This is a genomic window from Mesorhizobium sp. M0909 (genome assembly GCF_040319515.1).
Lineage (GTDB): Bacteria > Pseudomonadota > Alphaproteobacteria > Rhizobiales > Rhizobiaceae > Mesorhizobium.
The window spans coordinates 21,494-40,911 of record NZ_JAMYOA010000019.1; the positions used below are offsets into that span (position 1 = coordinate 21,494).

The following is a 19,418-nucleotide window of genomic DNA, read 5'->3' on the forward strand; positions in this document are numbered from 1 at the left end:
CTCGAGCGCGGAGCCTGCTCGCGCGCGAAGACGGATCTGATCAAAGATCGGCGAGTTGGGCGATATCCGCGAGGCGCTGGAAAACGAAGATCGTAGGAGTCGGGCGGGAAAAAACGATGCGGTTGCGCGCTTCTGGCGTAATGCGCCTGCCGCGAGGCCGTTGAGCCTGATGAGTTGCTGCGGGAAAGGGGAGTGTTTGCGCGGGACCTTGGTCAAACGTAAGAAACAACCCGTCGAGCTCGCCGTGGATGGGGGCATGCAGGCACGTTTGTCGCTGGAGGACAGCAGCACGGAAGCTGTCCGCGCTTGCCGTCGTCGCTGGGTACCAAACAGGAGAATTTGGCGGTCGCGATCGAATTCATCTGAAAGTCGTCGATCGCTTGGGCGATTGTTTCTGACTTGCCCTTGAACTGGTCCAGCAAAACGCGCGCGTTATCGATCGCTTCCACCTGGTGACATCGATTAACCCCTCGACCCTCTTGAAACAATCCAATTCGAAACTCCTTCAAGCGCTTGCCAAGCCGTTATGCACGAAGGTAGCTCCGTGAACTACCCGGCCTTTGACCTGGCGGCACGAGCAGCGGTCGGCCTTACGTCCCGTGCCTCCAAGCACCAGCCGTAGACGTGGCGCTGAGGAGCGTTGGAAGGATCGGGCGCTTCCGGCCATGCTCGAGCGATAGTGTAGGACAGTGCTTGCTGGCGACTTCGGCCAAAATGGAGTGCGCCAGCTGATCGGGGTTTAACAATTTTTCGCTTTTTGCTGCGCCCAAGTCTCGGCTATGAGTTGGGCAGGCCTGATGGCCTGCCCACGTTGCAATTGTTAAGGAGGAACACGTATATGCCGACTGGAACGGTAAAGTGGTTCAACAGCACCAAGGGGTTTGGATTTATCCAGCCCGACAATGGCGGTCCGGATGTTTTCGTCCACATTTCCGCTGTCGAACGCGCGGGCCTCTCGACCCTCGCTGACGGCCAGAAGATCAACTATGAGATCGAGCAGGATCGCCGCACCGGCAAATCCTCCGCTGGCAGCCTCAGCAAAGCTGGTTGAAATTTTCTCCTGCGTCCTGGCAAGAGTGGGCGCGTAGGTCCGGAGGTCCTCACGGCCGCTCGATAGGAGCGAGCAAAACTGAGGGCAGCAGATTGCTGCAGGCGTCGCGAATTCCTCATGAAACAAAGTTTTTTGAAAGGAAGGCGGGGTTGGCCCCGCCTTTTTATATGACGCGCAGATTAAGCCGATGGCTGCAACGCTCCAGAACGAATCTCGATTGCCGAAATCAAGCTGCGATCTTCTTGCGGGTTCGCTTCGTCGCGGCCGGCTCCGGCGCTTCCGGCGCTTTCGGTTTGCGGCCGAGCCCCATCGTCTTGGCCAATGACGAGCGCGCCGCGGCGTAGTTCGGCGCGACCATGGGATAATCCGCCGGCAGGCCCCATTTGGCCCGATATCCATCCGGCGTCAGCCCATAGTGGGTCGACAGATGGCGCTTTAGCGATTTGAATTTCTTCCCGTCCTCAAGGGAGATGATGTAGTCCGGTGTGACCGACTTCCTGATCGGGACTGCAGGCGTAAGGGCAACCGGCTCTTCTGCAGAGACACCTCCGGCCGTCCCTTTCAGAGCCGCGTGCACTTGGCCGATGAGGGCAGGGAGATCCCCCACCGGGATCGGATTGTTGGAGACATAGGCTGAGACGACATCGGCGGTGAGCTCGATGAGGGTGTCGATGTTTTTTTCGGCTTCTTCTGTCATGAAACTCTCCAGGCGGCGTGAAACACAGTCGGCGAAGCGTCGCTTCATAGTGGCGGTCTCCGCTGAAAGCAACCAAGGTCTCGACAGGATTATTGCGATGCTCGTCCAGCAGCGAGATCTATAGCGCAGTATCGCGCCGTCATGACCGTTGATGCGTTCCGTTGTTGGCGACCTGCCGCGGTGCTTGCGCATTTTCAGGCGCGTCTCGGCCGTAAGCTTTGCGCCAAAATGACCAGTAATCTCGAAACGAAGCGGGCTATTCCTGTTTCGCCATCCTCTCTTTGGCTGTGAAATCGGTGGCAGAGCAGTGGCCGCTTCCTGGTGGCGCGTGGAGGAAGTATCAAGCGTTGATTCGCAATTGGTCGAAACGATGTAGATTCATCCGGTGAGCCGCTCTCGCAGCAGGATGTTAGGGATTGGACCGCTGGTAAACCGAGGACATCACGCCGCTGCTTTGCTATTGAACCGCTATCGCTGTGACAACACATTCCGCAATGGTGGGCGGGTGTAGAGGAGGCAGCTTACGCAAACTAGCGGTTCAGCAGGTCGGGAGGAACGAATGAGCTCAGGGACTTTCAGCAGCCCACTTTTCGTAAGACGTCCAGCGCACATCGTGCAAGAGATTGCCAGTCCTGCGGATGCTATTGATTTTCCTCAACGAAGGGCCAGAAGATCGCAGAGACCGGATCTACGAAGCCGCCCTCAGGGCGTGCTTTGATGCATACAACGGACGAATACCTGCGAGCGCAGCGCGCAAGACTTTTTTCCGCTTTGGGGGACAGGTCGCCATATTGGAAGATGCAACCTCCGCGATGCAATGGCTCGCTGCCTGCATGTCGGGCAGTGGAAAAGCGCAAGTATAGGCGTCGCAGCCGTATGTGAGGCTGGAGCGGGTACGCCGACGAGGTTATTGTATCGAGATTTCGCCGGCATCTGGAGAGCACTATAGCGAACAAACAATATTTTGCGCGCCATGCCGATGTTAATCATCTTGTTGTATTTTTAAATCAACTTCTCGCGACAGGACTGCAACGCTTCCGATGTGAAAATCACTGCATGGGACTTGGTTCTCTCAAATTCATGATGGTAAATTGCCGTGTAGTTATTGCAAAGCAGTTGTCCCATTGAAGCAAGATGATAACGAAGCCAAAATTGTGCTCCATCGTCTGCCAATATTCGCTCGATGGAGGCTATAGGCATCACAAGCTAATCAAAACAGCTACTTGGGCGCCCTTTGAAATTCGCTTAATTTCGCTCACCCCAAACGGCCCTCCACAGTCGAAAATAAGATTGTCCCGCAAAGGGTGCTACAAGACGCGATCGCGGATCGTTTGGGCCAACGTCGATCTGGCGAAGGCCCGGAAATCGAGCAGGACCTGCAGCGGAACAGATAACCGGCCCCCAACCGGAATCTGACACGGCGGCGGACCCGATTCTTCTTGGTAGAAGGCGCAGAGAACCGGAGCACGGCTCCGGCGCCGAAGGTTGCCGAGCAAGGATCCTCCTCCTCCTCCCTGAAGTCCAATCGAGAAGAGCGATCACTTCCAAGAGGGTCCCAGCTCTGCCGCGAAAGCAGGTGTCAGACCCCGGTCCTCTCCCGCAGCTGATCTAGCGCAGGGCGTTCATGGGCTGCGTATCCCAGAGTGGCTGCGTGGACGACGCAGGGAGATCATTTATGAAAATCCTATTCAGTACGATGGCTGTCCCTTTGCTGGCAGCCACCGCTTTTGCTGCGGATTCGATCCCCACAGACCTCAGAGAAACGGCACTGGCCACCTTCAGGGCTTTGCCATCCACCACGCCGGCAGTCGCCAACAACCCGATCACCCCGGAAAAGATCGCTCTCGGCAAGGCACTGTTCTTCGATCCACGCGTCTCGGCGTCAGGCGTCTTGTCGTGCAACTCGTGCCACAACCTGGCCACCGGCGGCGACGACAATCACGAAACCTCGATCGGCCATGGTTGGCAGAAGGGACCGCGCAACGCGCCGACTGTACTGAACGCTGTCTTCAACATCGCCCAGTTCTGGGACGGTCGAGCCGAAGACCTGAAGGCTCAGGCGAAGGGACCGGTCCAAGCCGGCGTCGAAATGGCCAATACACCGGGTCAAGTCATCGCCACGCTCAAGTCGATGCCGCAATATCTCGAGTGGTTCGATGCAGCTTTTCCGGCTGAAGCCGATCGCGTCACCTTCGACAACGTCGCCAAGGCAATCGAAGCCTTCGAGGCGACACTGGTCACGCCGGCCCCCTTCGACGGCTTCCTCAATGGCGATGACGCCGCCATGACTTCCGAACAGAAACAGGGCCTGGCGCTTTTCATGGACAAAGGCTGCTCGTCCTGCCATGCCGGCATCAACGTTGGTGGGGAAGCCTATTACCCATTCGGCCTCGTGGAACAGCCCAGCGCCGAGGTCCTGCCGGAAAAAGACAAAGGCCGATTTGCGGTCACCAATGCAGCCGACGATTCCTATGTTTTCCGCGTGGCGCCGCTGCGCAACGTTGCACTCACCGCGCCATACTTTCATTCGGGCAAGGTTTGGGATCTGAAACAGGCCGTTGCCATCATGGGAACCACCCAGCTTGGCGTGGTACTGGCGGACGAAGAAGTCGACCTGCTTGTTGCCTTCCTCAACTCGCTGACCGGAAAGGCACCCGAGGTCGCCTATCCCATCTTACCCGCCGAAACGGCGACAACACCCCGGCCTATAATGCAGATTTTAGGAAAATAAACGGCCAGCTGGCTGCGGAACGTCGCAACCGACAATGATTGCGACTTTTACAGCCACGAGACGATCGCGACGTCCATGAGGACGCAAATGCCTGGCTCGTTTCCAAAGTGCAGACACTGCTTCCGTCACCATCTCGTTGCGGTGGAACCATATTAGGATCTGGCGTGCGACATGCCAAGGAAGGCATTGGACGCTTGAGGCTCGCGCGCTGGGATACCGCGCGGCGGACGGCCATCGACCTGGCGGCCGAATAGCCGCGCGCCGGAGTGACCGGCCCCCCTTAGGGCGATGGGCCAGCCACTACGTCCTCCATGTCCAGAGATTCTTCGACTGCTTCCGGGTTCCGGGCGATGGTCCAAAGGAGAGTATTCGCCGCTGCATCCGGTTTCGAGCGACCTTGCTCCCAGTTTCGAAGCGTTGCCAGATCGAGGCCATACCTCACGGAGAATGCCTCCTGAGAGAGCTTCGTGCGATCCCGGACTTCGCGAACACTTATCGGCCGCGGCGCATGAACCTTCGCGATCACGCCTGCGGACGACAGTTCATTCTTCAGTGCCAATAGGTCGTCGACGCAAGGAACCGTCACGAACGCCTTGCCGTGATTGACCATCTCCGTGAGTATCGCGTGGGCCGTCCTGAGCGGCAGCTGTCTCTTAACGAGAATCCGGGCGGCCTCAGGAGTATTCGCGCCGTGAAGAAAACTGAGGCTCAGTCGGACGGGAGAGCCTGACGACACCGGGACGACGTCCCGGGTTCGCACCCGTTGTCCGTACCGCTCCATGAATTTCGATTTAGTCGACATTAAGCTTCTCCGCGATCACTCGACCGAGCTTGCGCAATTTGGACCATCCCCACTGGAAGCATCGCGATAAAAGTACGCCAAACAACGCTAAGGGAGAACAAGCGGTGATCTGATTCGTTCGACGCTCGTTTTCGAGAGCCGTTCTGGGTCGTTCGCAATCAACTGTGTAGGCCAGCGGAGCGAGCAAGGAGCGCCAGATCCGGACAGGGCTGAGTGGGGTGTTTCTCCGAAAGGTGGGGCCATACCCTAAGGGACACGAGATGTAGTGGACTCGTCGATCCGCGCGGTTTCGATTCGCGCACCCCGGGCACAACGCTGGGATAAGTCCCATCAAATGCTCTCCGGTGCCCGTCATCTGTATAGCTGACATTGGGCCGAGGGCTTCCAGCACGAGCCACATGGCGCGGGTATCGACCGTGACCATGGTGCGCCGCCCCTGCCGCCAGTTCCAGCGGCGGCACGTGACACCGGAATCGAGATCTTCCCCGCCAATCGGAACGCCATACAACACGCTGACGGCATTGTAGGCATCAACCAGTGGGGAAATCCGCGGGAGAGAGCCATCTTTCCGCACCCGCTTGAGAAGCGCGGCGGCCGAGCACGGCGTTCGATTGGCCTTTGTGCCGAAAGCCTCGTAGGCAACGGCCCACGCCGCAAGACGCGCGTCCCTTTGGGCGTCATCGCGAAGCGCCGCCTGTTCCGCCGCCGCAATCGTGTCGTTCAACGCCTGTGCATCCGGCACGTCGATTCCAGCGTTCCGCACCACAATGCTGATCAGATGAAAATCCCGGTAGCGGGCCTTGATCTCGGGGCAATCAATGGGGTGAAAGACATGGGATGCTCTTTTCTCATGGGGAGGCTTTGCGCTGCGCGGGTGGTTCGGGAAATGTTTGAAGAAAGGTGCTTGTCGAGCGTCCAGATCTTCTGGCATCGGCATGGTGCATGCCGCACCATGCGCTGGATAATTCCATCATTCGGCCGTGGACAAGGCCTGGTAGAGATCGTCGATTATCTCTTGCGGGTGCTCGAGCCCGCCTCGGCCGGCAACAAGCTACGCCTCCGCCAGATCCTCCATTTCATAAAAGGCAGCGGGCGCGATATGGATGTGAAGCAGCTTTCCTTGCCAGTTATGCATCGCTCTCGGAAATTCGTCTCGCACGAAAATCTGCCGCCAAACTGGCCTGATCAACAGCGCCAGTTGCATGGCGTTTTCCCAGTCCAGTTGGCTTTGCAAACGAAATGCGGTTCAGCCCAAGGGTCGGTTTCCTCGCCAGCACGCCACGTCCCCGCCGTTTTAGCCACCGTGTCCCGGCAACGCATCTTGCACCTGCTTGACAACCGCTCGCAGGATCTCAACGCCCTTCTCGATCTGCCGAATGCTCAAGGCGGCATAGCCCATGACAAGCCCCATGCGATCGATGTGGCCTTCGTCCGACTGCCGCTCGTAAAGGGGCGAGATCAGGTGTAGCCCCAGGCCCGCGCCTCGGGCGGCTTCGACCAGGGTCGTTTCCCGCGATCGCGGCAGTTCGTCGAACCAAACGACGACGTGCAGACCGGCCTCTGCTCCCTGGACAGCGATGCGATCTCCGAAGCTGCGCCGCAAGGCGCCCAGCAACGTCCCCCGACGCTCGCCGTTCAGCCTGCGCACGCGCCGCACATGGCTTTCGTAGCCGCCACTCTCGATCAAAGAGGCCAGAGCCTCCTGTTCAGCCACCGGCGAATGCCGGTCCGCGAATTGTTTGGCGGTTGCGAAGACCTCCTGCAATTCCGGCGGGACGACGAGGTAGCCGATACGCAGCATCGGCGAGAGCGTTTTGGAGATCGTGCCGAGGTAGATGACAGCCCCGTGGTCCTCGAGACTGTGCAGCGGAGGGACCGGATTGATGTCGTAGCGATATTCGCTGTCGTAGTCGTCCTCGATCACGTAGGCATTGTTGTGCCGCGCCCATTCCAGAAGCTGGTGGCGGCGCGTGATCGGCATGACGCCGCCCAGCGGAAACTGATGCGATGGCGTGACATAGGCCAGTCGTGCACCAATCCCCGCCAGCAACTCCGTCTTCATACCGTCCTCGTCGACGGTGACCGGGACGGGCGAGGCACCCGTACTGGCAAAGACCTGACGCGCCATCCTATAGCACGGGTCCTCGATGACGAAGCGGTCGGCGGGATCGAGAAGCAGGCGAGCGCACAGATCTAGGCCCTGCTGCGAACCGTTGACGATGATGATCTGCTCGAGGTCGCAGCTCAGGGTTCGGGCGCGCCAGAGATAGCCCTGGAGCGCCTGGCGCAGCCGGCGCGAGCCGCGAGGATCGTCATAGGCAAGACGCAACGGGCGCTGCCCCATCGCCTTGCTCATCGCACGTTTCCAGACCAATGCGGGGAAGTCTGACGTCGCCAGGTCGCCATAGCGGAAATCGACCTTCAGCCCAGTCGGCAGATAATCCGGCCAGGGCGGCGTAACGCGCAGTCGTTCGCCATAGGCGGACAGATGAACCGGGCCGACTCGTTTCGCGACAGTGCGGCTCGTCTCAGGACCGATCAGCGAGGATGCAACGCGAGGTCGTGCGCCTTGACGGACTTCGATAAAGCCTTCCGCGGTCAGTTGGTCATAGGCGACCGTCACCGTCGTTCGCGAAACCCCAAGGTCATTTGCCAGGCCGCGGGAGGACGGCAGCTGACTACCGGTTTCATAGACGCCGCCGAGGATTTGCTCGCGAAGAGCCTCGTAGATTTGGCGTGCACCCATCGCGTGCGAGCGACCTGCAGAACCGGCACTTGAAGACTGGACCATTTCATTCATCGCTAACTGGATATTTCACATTGGCCAGTTTGCCGTCAATCTTTCGGAAACCCAAGAAAGATCTAGAGGCCGAATGACCCGTTCCTATCAATCCGAAACCGATGCTCTCACGCGGTCGCTCAACGACACCGGTCCCGGATTCGCCACTCGGGCGATCCATCATGGCTACGATCCGGCCGGCTTTTCCAATGCCGTTCAGCCGCCAGTCTTCTTGACCTCGACCTATGGATTCGAAAGCGTGGCAGCGAACGAGGCCGCCGCCGCGCTTGGCGGAAGGCTCTATGCGCGCGAATACAATCCGACGACGGATATCCTCGAGCAACGGCTCGCCAATCTGGAAGCAGCCGAGGCAGGTCTGGTCGTTGCCTCGGGGATGGCGGCTTTCGGGACGCTGATCCTGTCGCTCCTGTCCCAAGGGGACGAACTCATCGTCCACAGGACGCTTTATGCGAACACGCTTGCCATGGTCGAACAGGCGGTCCCTCGCTTCGGCATCAAGGTCGTCGCGGTCGACCTGTCCGATCCTCACAATCTCGATGCCGCGACTACCGAGCGGACCCGGCTTGTTTTCTTCGAGACGCCGGTGAATCCGCTGAGCCGCATCCTTGACATCGCTGCCATTGCCGAGCGCGCCCACGCGCGCGGCGTAAAGGTTGCAGTCGACAGCACCTTCGCCTCGCCCGCGCTCCAGCGGCCGCTCGAACATGGGGCCGACCTCGTGCTCCACTCCCTGACCAAATACATCAATGGGCATGGCGATGCCCTTGGCGGGGCGATTCTCGGCGACGCGCAAACGCTCCGCACGCTACACGAGACGGGCCTGCGCTACATCACCGGCGCAGCGCTCTCGCCCATGTCAGCCTTCCTGATCCTCCGCGGTCTGAAGACGCTCACGCTACGCATGGAACGCCACAGCGCCACAGCCCTTGCGGTGGCTCAGGGACTCGAGGCGCACCCGGCCGTGGCATGGGTGAGTTATCCCTTCCTCGACTCGCACCCTGACCAGGTGACGGCGCGAAAGCAGATGTCCCACGGGTCGGGCATGTTGGCCTTTGGCCTCCACGCTGGATTCGAGGGCGCGCGCCGGATGATGGACCGGCTCAACCTGATCACCCGGGCTGTCAGCCTCGGCGATGCCGACAGCCTCATCTATCATCCGGCAAGCCTGACCCGTGCACGTCAGCCGATCCGCAAGGATGCGCATCTGGCCGATGGAGTCGGCGAGGACCTCATGCGTCTCTCGGTGGGTCTTGAAGACGCCGATGATCTAATCGCAGACCTGCGGCGGGCTCTGGACGCCTTGTGATGACCTGTCGTCCGGCCAGTCCTGCGCTCACGCACAAACCTGGAACCTTGCCATGGCATTCCTGAGCGGTCTTTCCGCGTTTCCCATTACGCCGACCGATCGTGACGGCCGCGTCGATACCGTTGCTCTGCGCAAGCTGATTGCTCGGCTTGGCGCCGCTCAGGTCGATTCCATCGGTCTTCTCGGCAGCACCGGCACATACATGTATCTGTCGCGCGAGGAACGGCGACGGACGCTCGCCGAGACCTTGGACGAAATCGCCGGGCGAACGCCGGTCGTGGTGGGTGTGGGCGCGTTGCGCACCGATGAAGCAGTGAGGTTCGCGCAGGACGCCAAGGCCCTTGGAGTTGCCGCGGGGCTGCTTGCGGCCGCCTCCTACACCCCGCTCACTGAGGACGAGGTGTTCGAACATTTCTCGACGGTGGCGTGCGAGAGCGGCCTGCCGATCGTCGTCTACGACAATCCAGGAACGACGCATTTCCATTTCACCCCAGCACTCGTCAGCCGCCTGGCAAAGGTGGGTGGGATTGTCGCTATCAAGAATCCGACAAACAAGGGCGATGCGATCAAGAGCCATCTGGCCGACCAGAGGCGCACTGTGCCGGAAGGGTTCTCGATCGGCTACAGCGGCGACTGGAACGCTGCAGAGGCCATAATCGCCGGCGCCGACACATGGTACAGCGTCCTCGCCGGCATCCTGCCCGAGGTCTGCGTGAAGATCGTCACGGCGGCGCAACAGGGCGATGCGGCCGAAGCGCGACGGATCGATGCCACGCTTGCGCCGCTCTGGAGCCTCTTCAAGGAGTTCTCGAGCCTTCGCGTCGTCTATGCACTTGCCGAATTGCTCGACATTTGCCGTGCCGACCCCCCGCGTCCCATCCTGCCTCTGCCCTCAGCAGCGAAGCGCCAGATCGCCGCCGCGTTGGAACGCTTGCCATCGGATGCCGGCCGGTGAACAGCGAACCCGGCGGCCAGTGAATGAACTTGTCATGTATGTACCCGCGCATTTCGATGAACCGAGCCGAGAAGTCCTTTACGAACTGATCGAGAACAGCGCACTTGGCATGCTGATAACCCATGGCCGGAGCGGTCTCGACGCCAATCACATCCCCTTCGAACTCGACACGTCACAGGGAGAAAACGGTTCCCTTTATTCCTCGCGCGATTAGTACACGTGCCGGAGGAAAGTGCCCTTTCTCGCTCGAGTGACTTATTTCAAAGGATGTGATCGCGTTTTGGCACATTCACGGCCCACATGCGGCAGCCGCTAACTCACCACATGGTGAGCAACCAGGAAACCTTCCGGCCTACACTTTCTCCCGGAGCGCGCGTGCTGCAGCAACCATGTTCATGAGGGCAGGGCGGACCTCCTCCCATTTGCGTGTTTTGAGGCCACAGTCCGGGTTTACCCACAGTTGGGCATCGGACAGTCGCTCGCGGGCAAGCATGACGAGATCCGAAATCTCGCCGACTTCCGGGACCCGTGGTGAGTGAATGTCGTAGACTCCGGGCCCGATTTCATTCGGATATTTGGAGCTCGTGAAGGCGTCCAGCAGTTCCATTTTCGAGCGCGACGTCTCAATCGAAATGACATCCGCATCCATTTCAGCGATCGCGTCGATGATCTCGTTGAACTCCGAATAGCACATGTGGGTATGGATTTGAGTCGCGTCCTTTACACCCGTTGAAGCGATCCGGAAGCATTCGACAGCCCAGTCGAGATAGTCGTTCCAATCAGACTGGCGCAGTGGCAATCCTTCGCGAAACGCGGCCTCATCGATCTGGATCATCCTTGCGCCGGACCATTCGAGATCCGTCACTTCGTCGCGGATGGCGAGCGCGATCTGGCGGCATGCTTCGGAGCGGGGTACGTCGTCGCGAACAAATGACCAGTTGAGAATGGTCACTGGGCCTGTGAGCATTCCCTTCACAGGGTTTTCCGTAAGCGACTGGGCGAACTGCCACCAGCGCAGCGTCATCGGATTGGGCCTCGATACGTCGCCGAAGATGATGGGGGGGCGCACGTAACGCGACCCATAGCTCTGCACCCAGGCATGCTGGGTGAAGGCGAAGCCGGACAGCTGCTCGCCGAAATGCTGTACCATGTCGTTTCGTTCGAACTCACCGTGCACCAGCACGTCCAGCCCGATCTCTTCCTGCCAGCGAATTGCAGCCTCGATCTCCTTCTTCAGGAAGGTCTCGTAGTCGACATAGCTCAGTTGGCCCTTCGCATGAGCGGCCCGCGCCCTGCGTACCTGCGGCGTCTGCGGGAAGGACCCGATGGTCGTCGTCGGGAACGGCGGCAGCCCGAGCGTGCCGGCCTGGACTCTGGAGCGCTCGGCAAAAGCGCTCTCTCGTCGCTTCATGCTGTCGTCAATGCTGGCGATCCGTCCCTCAACAAGCGGGTCATGGATCTTCGTGGATGTCACGCGAGTGGCGGCAGCCTCGGCAGACGCTTTCAACGCGCCTGCCACCGCATCCCTGCCTTGAGTCAGGGCCCGGGCCAGCAACACCAACTCGTCGGTCTTCTGGGCCGCGAAGGCGAGCCACGACCTGATGTCCGCGTCGAGTTCGGTCTCCATGCGCAGGTCGATCGGCACGTGCAGCATCGAGCAAGAAGGCGCGATCTCGACGCGGTCCAAGGGCCAGCCGGCGACGATCGGTTTGATGCGGTCGAGAATGGCGGGCAGGTTCGCACGCCAGACGTTGCGGCCATCGATCAAGCCAAGCGAGAGCACCAGATCCTTCGGTGCGAGCCGACCCACGGTTTCCAGTTGCTCGGGAGCGCGCACGAGATCAATATGCAGCCCGGCCAGGGGCAGAGAAACCGCGGTTTCGAGATTGTCTCCCAGCGGCCCGAAATAGGTAGCCAGCATGATTTTCAACTCGGGCGCGGCTTTTGACAGCTGGCCATAGGCGAATTCGAACGCAGCTCGTTCGTTCGGGTTCAGATCGAGGACAAGCGCTGGCTCATCGATCTGCACCCAATCGGCACCCGACAGCTTCAAGCTCCGCAGGAGTTGCTCGTAGACGGGCAGAAGCCGTGGTAGGAGCGCGATGGGATCGAAGCCTTCGGCAGGCGATTTAGCCAGCTTGAGGAAGGTGACCGGTCCAAGGATGACTGGGCGTGTGTGAATGCCGAGGGCTTTAGCCTCGAGGAAGTAATCAACCGGCTTCGTCGACGAAAGAGCGAACGTCTGATCATCGTCTAGTTCCGGCACAATGTAGTGATAGTTGGTGTCAAACCACTTGGTCATTTCCATCGCGGTTACGCCAGGCCGATGAGCCGCATGCTGGTGACCACCGTGCCCACAATCCTCCGTCTGACCTTGGTTGCCGCGCGCCAGAGCGAAGTAGATGTCGAGTGGGACCTCGCCGCCATTCCAGCCGTAACGGGACGGAAGGGCGCCGACCATGGCTGCGGTGTCGAGCACATGGTCGTAAAGCGAGAAGTCGTTCGACGGGATTTTCGACACGCCGCGATCGCGTTGCTCCTCCCAGCTAGCGGCACGGAGCGCCTTCGCCGTCGTGAGAAGGTCGGCAGCGGACGATTTTCCGGACCAGTAGCTTTCAAGCGCGAATTTCAGTTCTCGCCGACGACCGAAGCGGGGCACGCCGAGCGTTGCTACAGGAATTTGCTGAGAGACAGTCATGCATACCCCGATGGTTGGGGCGTCGGTGACAAGGAAGGCGCTAGCAGGCCGGCACGAACGCCAGGCTGCAGCGGCCATCGAGACACCCCGCCCGTGGACGTAATTCGCCGTGGCAGGTCTCCTGGCTCGCGGGGTCATAGCCTCTACCCGTCTTCCCAAGGCTATTCGCCTCAGTGACATGAGTGGGGTTGGCTCGCCGCTAACAGTTGCGGGGGCAGCGCCGGCATCGCACCGGCTTCCCTCTTAGCTCCGCTGCGGCAGCGCCGTACGGAGAACCACGACACGGGAGACAATTACCGCAGTTCGCTTCTTTGTCAACGCCGCATAAAGAAATGTTTATGTCGTTATGTTAAATTTCCGTTGGCATGTTGCCAAAGGTCGCCTTGAAAGCGAAACTATGGAAGCCTTGAGCGGCCGGTAAATCAAAGCAATAACGCACAGCGGTCCAGGAGGATAGGAGTTCGTCGGCTGCCGGCGGCAAACTACCGGGAAGCGCCGTGGTGCTGCTTCCCGCATCATGCGAACGCCACCTCGGCGTCGAACTTCGGCTCCGAGCTTCCGACCGCTTCGTTGGTGATCTGCTCGCGACCACATCCGGCTCAATGGCGAGGCTGTTGCCCATGTGGAAACTGTTGGCCGTGATGCCCTCGGTGATACGACACAACGATTTCGAGGGGAGCACCCCGAGGCCCGGCGCAGCGGCCTGTTGCGAAGTGATCGAGGCCAATGTCTCGAACTGCTTGTTCGCAGCCCACCGGCTCAAGGTAACCCGGCTCAAACCACCGGGCCAGCTCAAGTCCTGTCCAAATGAGGCCTGAGCGGCAAATCGTCGTGCACGCGCACGGTTTGGCGTTCGATCTTGTGATGCGTCTTGGGCGGACAATCGCCACGGTGCAGCGCGCAGAAGCGGTTCCCCAATTGGAAGCCGAGGGCGGTGAGGGCAAGCCAGCGCCACGGGCGGAGGGGGACTTGGACCTGTTTGCCCTGCTGGACCACAAGTTCGCGACACAGGGCCTCAAGGAGAAGACCAAGAGTGATTATGCGCGGGACCTCGCCAAATCATCAAAAGCAGCGGGCAGTCAAAGTTCGGCGCCGATTGACATGGAGATAGCCATCGCGGCGGACCCCCAGGCGGACCGCAAGCCGGAATACAACCGGGTGCAGGCGGCCAAGCTCGTCCACAAGATGGCGTCGGGCACATACCGACGATGGGAGAGCGGATCGTGGAGTGCAGGAACTTCACGCCTATCCACGCTCCCGTGGACGTGTCCTGCGGCACATCGGCAGCGATATTGAGGAGGCAGTTGAGCTTCTGGTCGAGCACTCTTACCTGCCACTACCTACGCTTCACTTCATCTCGCACTGAAAACGCAGCACGCAAGGACGAGATGTAACATGTTGCCTTCGTGGATGATTCTAAGCTTCCTCGGGCGCGGTCAATCTGTGATAACGGTCGCTTGGAACCTCCATCACCGCGACGCGATCAAGGTTGGCGTATCGCGCTCGGTAGTAACCTTCTTCCTCCACTTCGGCGAAACTACACTGGGGAACGTCAAAGGTCGCAGCTTCCAATCCGAAGAAAGTCGTGGTGGTTTCTTCATCCAAGAAGTTCCACTCATCTTCTCCGTCGTCATACGTGACGCGAACATAGGAGGCCATGCGCACGGCTTCCTGATCACCCATCTCTGCGATGATGGCATCGCATTCTTTCTTCAGCTTTCCTGAAACCTCACCCTTATCCCAGTCATCCAAAGCCCGATAGATTTCTGGATGATAATACTCTGGCATCTCCTCTACATCGTCACCGATAAGCTCAATGGTGCGGACATATTGCGGATTGATCAAAAGTATTTTGTTGTCAAGGCTCCAACAATACAGCCATGGCCTGCTTGTGTTATTTCTACGAAGATTATGAAGTTCCTTCAACTGATGTAAAATCGATTCACGCGCCTTTTCATCGATAGGATATTGGCGGCTGCCAACAGTCGTCTTGATTCTGAGCGTGCCGTATCGCGTTTCGGCATCGGCAATTGCAAACGGGCTCGTGCGCCACTCCTCGACATCAATCTTCCAGCCCAGCAGCTCCTCGACTGTGCATTTCAACGTGAGACAAAGGTCCTTGATCTGCTCGACGTTCAACTGCGTTTTGCCTGTTTCCCAACGGGCCACAGTCTGTTGCGTCGTTGCCATCTGCTCTGCCAAATCTTTTTGAGTCATGCCCAGTCGAACCCTAAGTTCTTTCATGTTCATAACTCACCTCGCGTGTGCAATACACGCATTGTGGATGAATTAATCTAACACGTCAAGCGTGTTCAAAAATCGCAGCATGTGTTTTTAGGGCGTCTTCGAGGCTCCGACAGCCGTTCGTGACCACTTGCGCAAGACACAGGGCTGGTACACAGCACGAATGGGCGATCAAAAATTACTGCTGAAATTCAGATAATTATTGTGGGCGAGTCTGGATCTCTCTGATCGACACGATAGTCGACCATCACCATGATCGGACCGCTTCGTGGCCGCAGGTCAAGTTGCAGCGTCGGTTCGCTGAACTTGTTGGTCGGATCCAGATTGAGCGTTTCAAAATCCGGCTGACGCAGAAGGATGCCCATCAGTCCCCCAATCACAAGAACCATGCTGGCGGACGAGCAAGGCTCCCGAAACACCTTGGATATCCGCCAGTTCGCCCCAAAGCCAGCTTCCCGCCGCCATGCCGCCGTATGTGCCCGTCTGATAGAGAGACAGGGCGCGTCCAACCACCCACCGCGGCGCCGAAAGCTGCACTGTGACGTTAAACAGCGAGAATGATTGAATCCAGGCCGCACCGGCTGGCATGAGGAGCAGACAGCTCAGCCCAACGTGCGACGGTCAAAGTTGTCCGCGAGCGCTCCCGCCGCGAGGGAGAAGATCATGTAGGGGAGGGTGGTCGATGACTGGAGGAGCGCCACCATTCCATGGGAGGTGGCGATGCTCGTCATCAGCCAAGCTGCCGCCGCACCTTTCACTAGGGTGCCAAGGTTCGAAATGAGTGCAGCCGACCATAGCGAACGGAAGGTCTTGTGCTCAAAACGAACGAGTGAAGATGTTCTCTTCGCCATTGTGGGAAGCTTCGGGATTGACCGCGGGGCTGGATTTGTTTCGCCTCACTCAACCATGGCCTCGCCGTACAGGCCAAGCTGCCACAGTGCGCGCCAGCTAACCCAGAAAACTTGGCGGCCTTACAGGCATGCGCAGGACGCGCGAAGCCGCTCAAATCTCCCCAGATGGGTCAGCCATCGAAGACCGGCATCACTTGCCCGTTGAGCGGCTATACGATAATGCTCCGCGCTAAGCAGGAAGCGCCAAAAATTCGAGCGGCGACTTCATTCTCCTATTCAGGAAGGAACTATGAGGCGGCAGACGCGACCATTCACCGTGGAAGTCAAACAAAAGCGCAATTATGAAAAATCCGCACGTTCCATCTGGGGCAATTTCGACATCGCCGCGGCGATGGCCGAAACAATAAACGAAGTCGAGCCGTTAAATCGTCAGCTTGTTGACTCTACTGTAGTGGCCCTTGATGCTGAACCTTTGCACAAACCTCGAGTGGAGCATTTCATGGCCAATCCCCTGGAAACCGAGTCAGCAGTAGTTCATAGCGAACCGGCAGACAAAGCGGAAACGCCAAAACCGAAGACGAGAGCGCGGCGGTCGAGGAAGCCAGAAGCTGAGGCGAGCGCGCCTGCCCGCAAGGAGGGCGCCAAGCCGATATCCGCGACCACTGAAGCACCGCCGTCAGCGCGAACAGGCCGAAAGAGCTACTCCGCGAAGGATCGTGCCCAGAAGCTGGCGCAGATCGAGACCTCGATCGGCGGCGGCGCTACTCTCAAGAGCGCGGTGAAGCAAGCCGGCATCTCGGAACAGACATATTATCTTTGGAAGAAGGCGGCGGCGCCGGCGGCGGACAGTGACGGGCTGAAGGATCTCGTCGCGCTCGAGGAAGAAAACAAGCGGCTAAAGAGCCTGCTTGCCGATCGTCTCCGCAAGGAGAATGCGGAACTGAAGAAAAGGCTCGGGCTGGATTAAGAAGGGTGGGCAGCTGGTTCTTGGCTCCCCACCTACAGCAATACCGCCTGCTCCGCCTCGCGACGCAAATTCTGCCTTGGCCTTGGGCCGATCTGCTGGATGACCAGTCCGGCCGCCAGCGAGCCGAAATCGCCGCAATCCTTGAGGCTGCGGCCTTGCGTGTAGCCGTAGAGGAAGCCGGCAGCGTAGAGGTCGCCGGCGCCGGTGGTGTCGACCAGCTCCCGGATCTTGGTCGCCTCGATGGTGACGGTCTCGTCGCCGCGCACGATCACCGAGCCCCTTTCCGAGCGGGTGACGGCGGCGATCTTGCAATCCCTGCGGATCTGCGCCAGCGCCTCGTCGAAGGCCGCGGTCTGGTAGAGCGACTTGATCTCGTCGCTGTTGGCAAAGACGATGTCGACGGTGCCGGAGCGCATCAGATCGAGGAATTCGTCGCGGTGGCGGTCGACGCAGAACGAATCCGACAATGTCATCGACACTTCGCGCCCGGCGGCATGGGCGAGCTTCGCCGTCTGCCGGATCGCCTCCTTGGCGCGCGGCGGGTCCCACAGATAGCCCTCGAAATAGGTGACCGCCGCGCCAGAGGCCTTGTCGGCCTCGACGTCCTCCGGGCCGAGTTCGATGCAGGCGCCGAGATAGGTATTCATCGAGCGCTCGCCGTCGGGCGTGACGAAGATCATCGAGCGCGCCGTCGGCGGCTCGCCGTTGAGCGGCCGGGTGTCGAAGGCGACGCCTTGGGCATGGATGTCGTGGGCGTAGATTTCGCCGAGCGCGTCGTTCGAGACCTTGCCGAAGAAGGCGGCGCAGCCGCCGAAGGAGGCGACGCCCGCCGCCGTGTTGCCGGCGCTGCCGCCCGAGGCTTCGATGGCCGGGCCCATGCGGCTGTAGAGCAGTTCGGCGCGCCTCGTGTCGATCAGGTTCATTGCGCCCTTGATGATGCCGTTCGTCTCCAGGAACGCCTCGTCGCACTGGGCGATGATGTCGACGATGGCATTCCCGATACAAAGCACGTCATAATCCGGCATCAATTCATGTCTCCGCCAAAAACCCACCGGCTTTCTGCCACGCCGGGCGCGGGCGGGTCTGGCCAGTGGGAATGGGCTTTCCGCTTGCCAATCCGTTCGGCGCCAGCCCTCACGGGGCGGCAAGTCCTGCCTCGCGACGCAATTCGTCGGCCCTGTCTGTCTTCTCCCAGGTGAAGTCAGGCTCTTCACGGCCGAAATGGCCATAGGTCGCGGTCTTGCGGTATATAGGGCGTAAGAGATCAAGCATCTTGATAATGCCCTTCGGTCTGAGATCGAACAACTCAAGAATGAGGCGCTCGATCCTTCTTTCCTCAACCCTCGCTGTCCCGAACGTGTTGACCATGACAGAAACCGGACTGGCCACGCCGATTGCGTAAGCAAGCTGCACCTCGCAGACGTCCGCAAGTCCGCTAGCGACGATATTCTTTGCGACATACCGGGCCGCATAGGCAGCTGAGCGGTCAACCTTGGACGGGTCCTTGCCCGAAAAAGCGCCGCCGCCGTGACGACCCATCCCACCATACGAATCGACGATGATCTTGCGTCCAGTGAGACCGCAGTCGCCGCGCGGCCCGCCGACTACGAACCTCCCCGTCGGGTTGACCAGAATTCTGATGCCTTCCGTCTCCAGGTGGGTCGGCAGGACAGGCTTTATGATTTCCTCAATGACGCCCTCGCGGACCGTCTCTTGCGAGACCTGCTCGTCATGTTGGGTCGATACGACGATGGTATCAAGGGCGACCGGGCGCAACCCCTCATAGCGCACTGAGACTTGGGATTTCATATCAGGACGCAACCAGCCAAGCTGTCGTGCTTTCCGGACATCTGCCTGTCGTTTCGTCAAGCGATGCGCGAGCTGGATCGGCAAAGGCATCAGGGTATCGGTTTCGCGGCATGCGTAGCCGAACATGAGGCCCTGATCTCCCGCTCCCTGCTGGAGGTCCTGCCCTCGTCCCTCGTCAACGCCCTGGCTAATGTCGGGCGATTGCTCGGTGAGTGCATGAACGACGGAGCAACGCCGGCCGTCAAAGCCGACGGCCTCATCGTCGTATCCAATATCGAGAATCGTATCGCGCGCAACTTGGCTATAATCCACCCGCGCATCGCTGGTAATCTCGCCAGCCAGAACGACTATCCCTGATTTTACCAACGCTTCACAGGCGACGCGCGCCTTGGGATCGGTGCGGAGGATGGCATCGAGGATGGCATCCGAGATGTTGTCGGCCAACTTATCCGGGTGTCCCGCGCCAACCGATTCGGAAGAGAACACGAACTGCCTAGCCATGAAATG

The 19,418-nt window shown here is 59.6% G+C and carries 17 protein-coding genes, 2 pseudogenes and 1 riboswitch; of the genes and pseudogenes, 8 read left to right on the forward strand and 11 right to left on the reverse strand.

Annotation, left to right across the window (positions count from 1 at the left end; all coding sequences use genetic code 11):
• Window positions 1-838: 838 nt before the first annotated feature.
• Window positions 839-1,051 (forward strand): cold-shock protein, encoded by a 213-nt coding sequence (locus NKH83_RS24730; RefSeq protein ID WP_023679670.1) that lies wholly within the window; start codon window positions 839-841, stop codon window positions 1,049-1,051.
• A 226-nt stretch (window positions 1,052-1,277) separates the two neighbouring features.
• Here the strand turns inward: NKH83_RS24730 and NKH83_RS24735 are convergent, their stop codons facing one another.
• Window positions 1,278-1,748: a Ros/MucR family transcriptional regulator gene (locus NKH83_RS24735; protein WP_352807950.1), complete on the reverse strand. Its 471-nt coding sequence runs from the start codon at window positions 1,746-1,748 to the stop codon at window positions 1,278-1,280.
• A 638-nt stretch (window positions 1,749-2,386) separates the two neighbouring features.
• On the opposite strand from NKH83_RS24735, the gene NKH83_RS24740 reads away from it, so the two are divergent.
• Window positions 2,387-2,611, forward strand: a complete 225-nt coding sequence (locus NKH83_RS24740) for a DUF982 domain-containing protein (RefSeq protein WP_352807951.1) — start codon at window positions 2,387-2,389, stop codon at window positions 2,609-2,611.
• Between the two features lie 812 nt (window positions 2,612-3,423).
• Window positions 3,424-4,479 carry a cytochrome-c peroxidase gene (locus tag NKH83_RS24745; RefSeq protein ID WP_352807952.1) on the forward strand — a complete coding sequence of 352 codons (1,056 nt, stop codon included), beginning with the start codon at window positions 3,424-3,426 and terminating at the stop codon, window positions 4,477-4,479.
• Window positions 4,480-4,759: 280 nt separating this feature from the next.
• On the opposite strand, the gene NKH83_RS24750 is transcribed toward NKH83_RS24745, so the two are convergent.
• The 4 genes and pseudogenes from NKH83_RS24750 to pdxR all read right to left on the reverse strand — a co-directional run bounded on the left by NKH83_RS24750 (window position 4,760) and on the right by pdxR (window position 8,072).
• Window positions 4,760-5,281, reverse strand: a complete 522-nt coding sequence (locus NKH83_RS24750; protein ID WP_352807953.1) for a helix-turn-helix domain-containing protein — start codon at window positions 5,279-5,281, stop codon at window positions 4,760-4,762.
• Window positions 5,271-6,218 carry a B3/B4 domain-containing protein gene (locus NKH83_RS24755; RefSeq protein ID WP_352807954.1) on the reverse strand — a complete coding sequence of 316 codons (948 nt, stop codon included), beginning with the start codon at window positions 6,216-6,218 and terminating at the stop codon, window positions 5,271-5,273. Before NKH83_RS24755 ends, NKH83_RS24750 begins: the two co-directional genes overlap by 11 nt.
• Window positions 6,219-6,335: 117 nt before the next feature.
• A pseudogene (locus NKH83_RS24760) lies at window positions 6,336-6,416 on the reverse strand (MOSC domain-containing protein); the annotation flags it as partial.
• A gap of 159 nt (window positions 6,417-6,575) precedes the next feature.
• Window positions 6,576-8,072, reverse strand: a complete 1,497-nt coding sequence (gene pdxR, locus NKH83_RS24765) for a MocR-like pyridoxine biosynthesis transcription factor PdxR (protein ID WP_502895619.1) — start codon at window positions 8,070-8,072, stop codon at window positions 6,576-6,578.
• 82 nt (window positions 8,073-8,154) lie between these two features.
• Here pdxR and NKH83_RS24770 point away from each other — a divergent pair, with 82 nt between their 5' ends.
• From NKH83_RS24770 to NKH83_RS24780, 3 genes are read left to right on the forward strand one after another with little or no spacing between them, the layout of a single operon-like run.
• Window positions 8,155-9,387 carry a trans-sulfuration enzyme family protein gene (locus NKH83_RS24770; RefSeq protein WP_352807956.1) on the forward strand — a complete coding sequence of 411 codons (1,233 nt, stop codon included), beginning with the start codon at window positions 8,155-8,157 and terminating at the stop codon, window positions 9,385-9,387.
• Window positions 9,388-9,439: 52 nt separating this feature from the next.
• Entirely contained in the window at window positions 9,440-10,342 is a 903-nt protein-coding gene (locus NKH83_RS24775; RefSeq protein ID WP_352807957.1) for a dihydrodipicolinate synthase family protein, read from the forward strand.
• Window positions 10,343-10,376: 34 nt separating this feature from the next.
• On the forward strand, window positions 10,377-10,556 hold the full coding sequence (locus tag NKH83_RS24780) for an FMN-binding negative transcriptional regulator (RefSeq protein WP_352807958.1): 180 nt from the start codon (window positions 10,377-10,379) through the stop codon (window positions 10,554-10,556).
• 138 nt (window positions 10,557-10,694) lie between these two features.
• On the opposite strand, the gene metE is transcribed toward NKH83_RS24780, so the two are convergent.
• Window positions 10,695-13,040, reverse strand: coding sequence for a 5-methyltetrahydropteroyltriglutamate--homocysteine S-methyltransferase (gene metE / locus NKH83_RS24785; protein ID WP_352807959.1), 2,346 nt, complete (start codon window positions 13,038-13,040; stop codon window positions 10,695-10,697).
• A 94-nt stretch (window positions 13,041-13,134) separates the two neighbouring features.
• Window positions 13,135-13,335: riboswitch (cobalamin riboswitch) on the reverse strand.
• Window positions 13,336-14,009: 674 nt separating this feature from the next.
• Here metE and NKH83_RS24790 point away from each other — a divergent pair.
• Window positions 14,010-14,336, forward strand: a complete 327-nt coding sequence (locus tag NKH83_RS24790; RefSeq protein WP_352807960.1) for a hypothetical protein — start codon at window positions 14,010-14,012, stop codon at window positions 14,334-14,336.
• 120 nt (window positions 14,337-14,456) lie between these two features.
• On the opposite strand, the gene NKH83_RS24795 is transcribed toward NKH83_RS24790, so the two are convergent.
• The 3 genes and pseudogenes from NKH83_RS24795 to NKH83_RS31715 all read right to left on the reverse strand — a co-directional run bounded on the left by NKH83_RS24795 (window position 14,457) and on the right by NKH83_RS31715 (window position 16,135).
• Window positions 14,457-15,290 (reverse strand): helix-turn-helix transcriptional regulator, encoded by an 834-nt coding sequence (locus tag NKH83_RS24795; RefSeq protein WP_352807961.1) that lies wholly within the window; start codon window positions 15,288-15,290, stop codon window positions 14,457-14,459.
• A 212-nt stretch (window positions 15,291-15,502) separates the two neighbouring features.
• Window positions 15,503-15,890: pseudogene (locus NKH83_RS31710) on the reverse strand (MFS transporter); the annotation flags it as partial.
• The gene (locus NKH83_RS31715) at window positions 15,887-16,135 is read right to left on the reverse strand and encodes an MFS transporter (RefSeq protein WP_502895617.1); all 249 of its coding nucleotides are present in this window, start codon (window positions 16,133-16,135) and stop codon (window positions 15,887-15,889) included. The gene NKH83_RS31715 and the pseudogene NKH83_RS31710, both read right to left, overlap by 4 nt.
• 289 nt (window positions 16,136-16,424) lie before the next feature.
• Here NKH83_RS31715 and NKH83_RS24805 point away from each other — a divergent pair, with 289 nt between their 5' ends.
• A complete protein-coding gene (locus tag NKH83_RS24805) occupies window positions 16,425-17,102 on the forward strand; it encodes a transposase (RefSeq protein ID WP_352807962.1) in 678 nt (225 codons plus the stop codon).
• A gap of 32 nt (window positions 17,103-17,134) precedes the next feature.
• Here the strand turns inward: NKH83_RS24805 and NKH83_RS24810 are convergent, their stop codons facing one another.
• Window positions 17,135-18,127, reverse strand: a complete 993-nt coding sequence (locus tag NKH83_RS24810) for an adenosine kinase (RefSeq protein ID WP_352807963.1) — start codon at window positions 18,125-18,127, stop codon at window positions 17,135-17,137.
• 109 nt (window positions 18,128-18,236) lie between these two features.
• The gene (gene metK / locus NKH83_RS24815) at window positions 18,237-19,412 is read right to left on the reverse strand and encodes a methionine adenosyltransferase (RefSeq protein ID WP_352452623.1); all 1,176 of its coding nucleotides are present in this window, start codon (window positions 19,410-19,412) and stop codon (window positions 18,237-18,239) included.
• Window positions 19,413-19,418 lie beyond the last annotated feature (6 nt).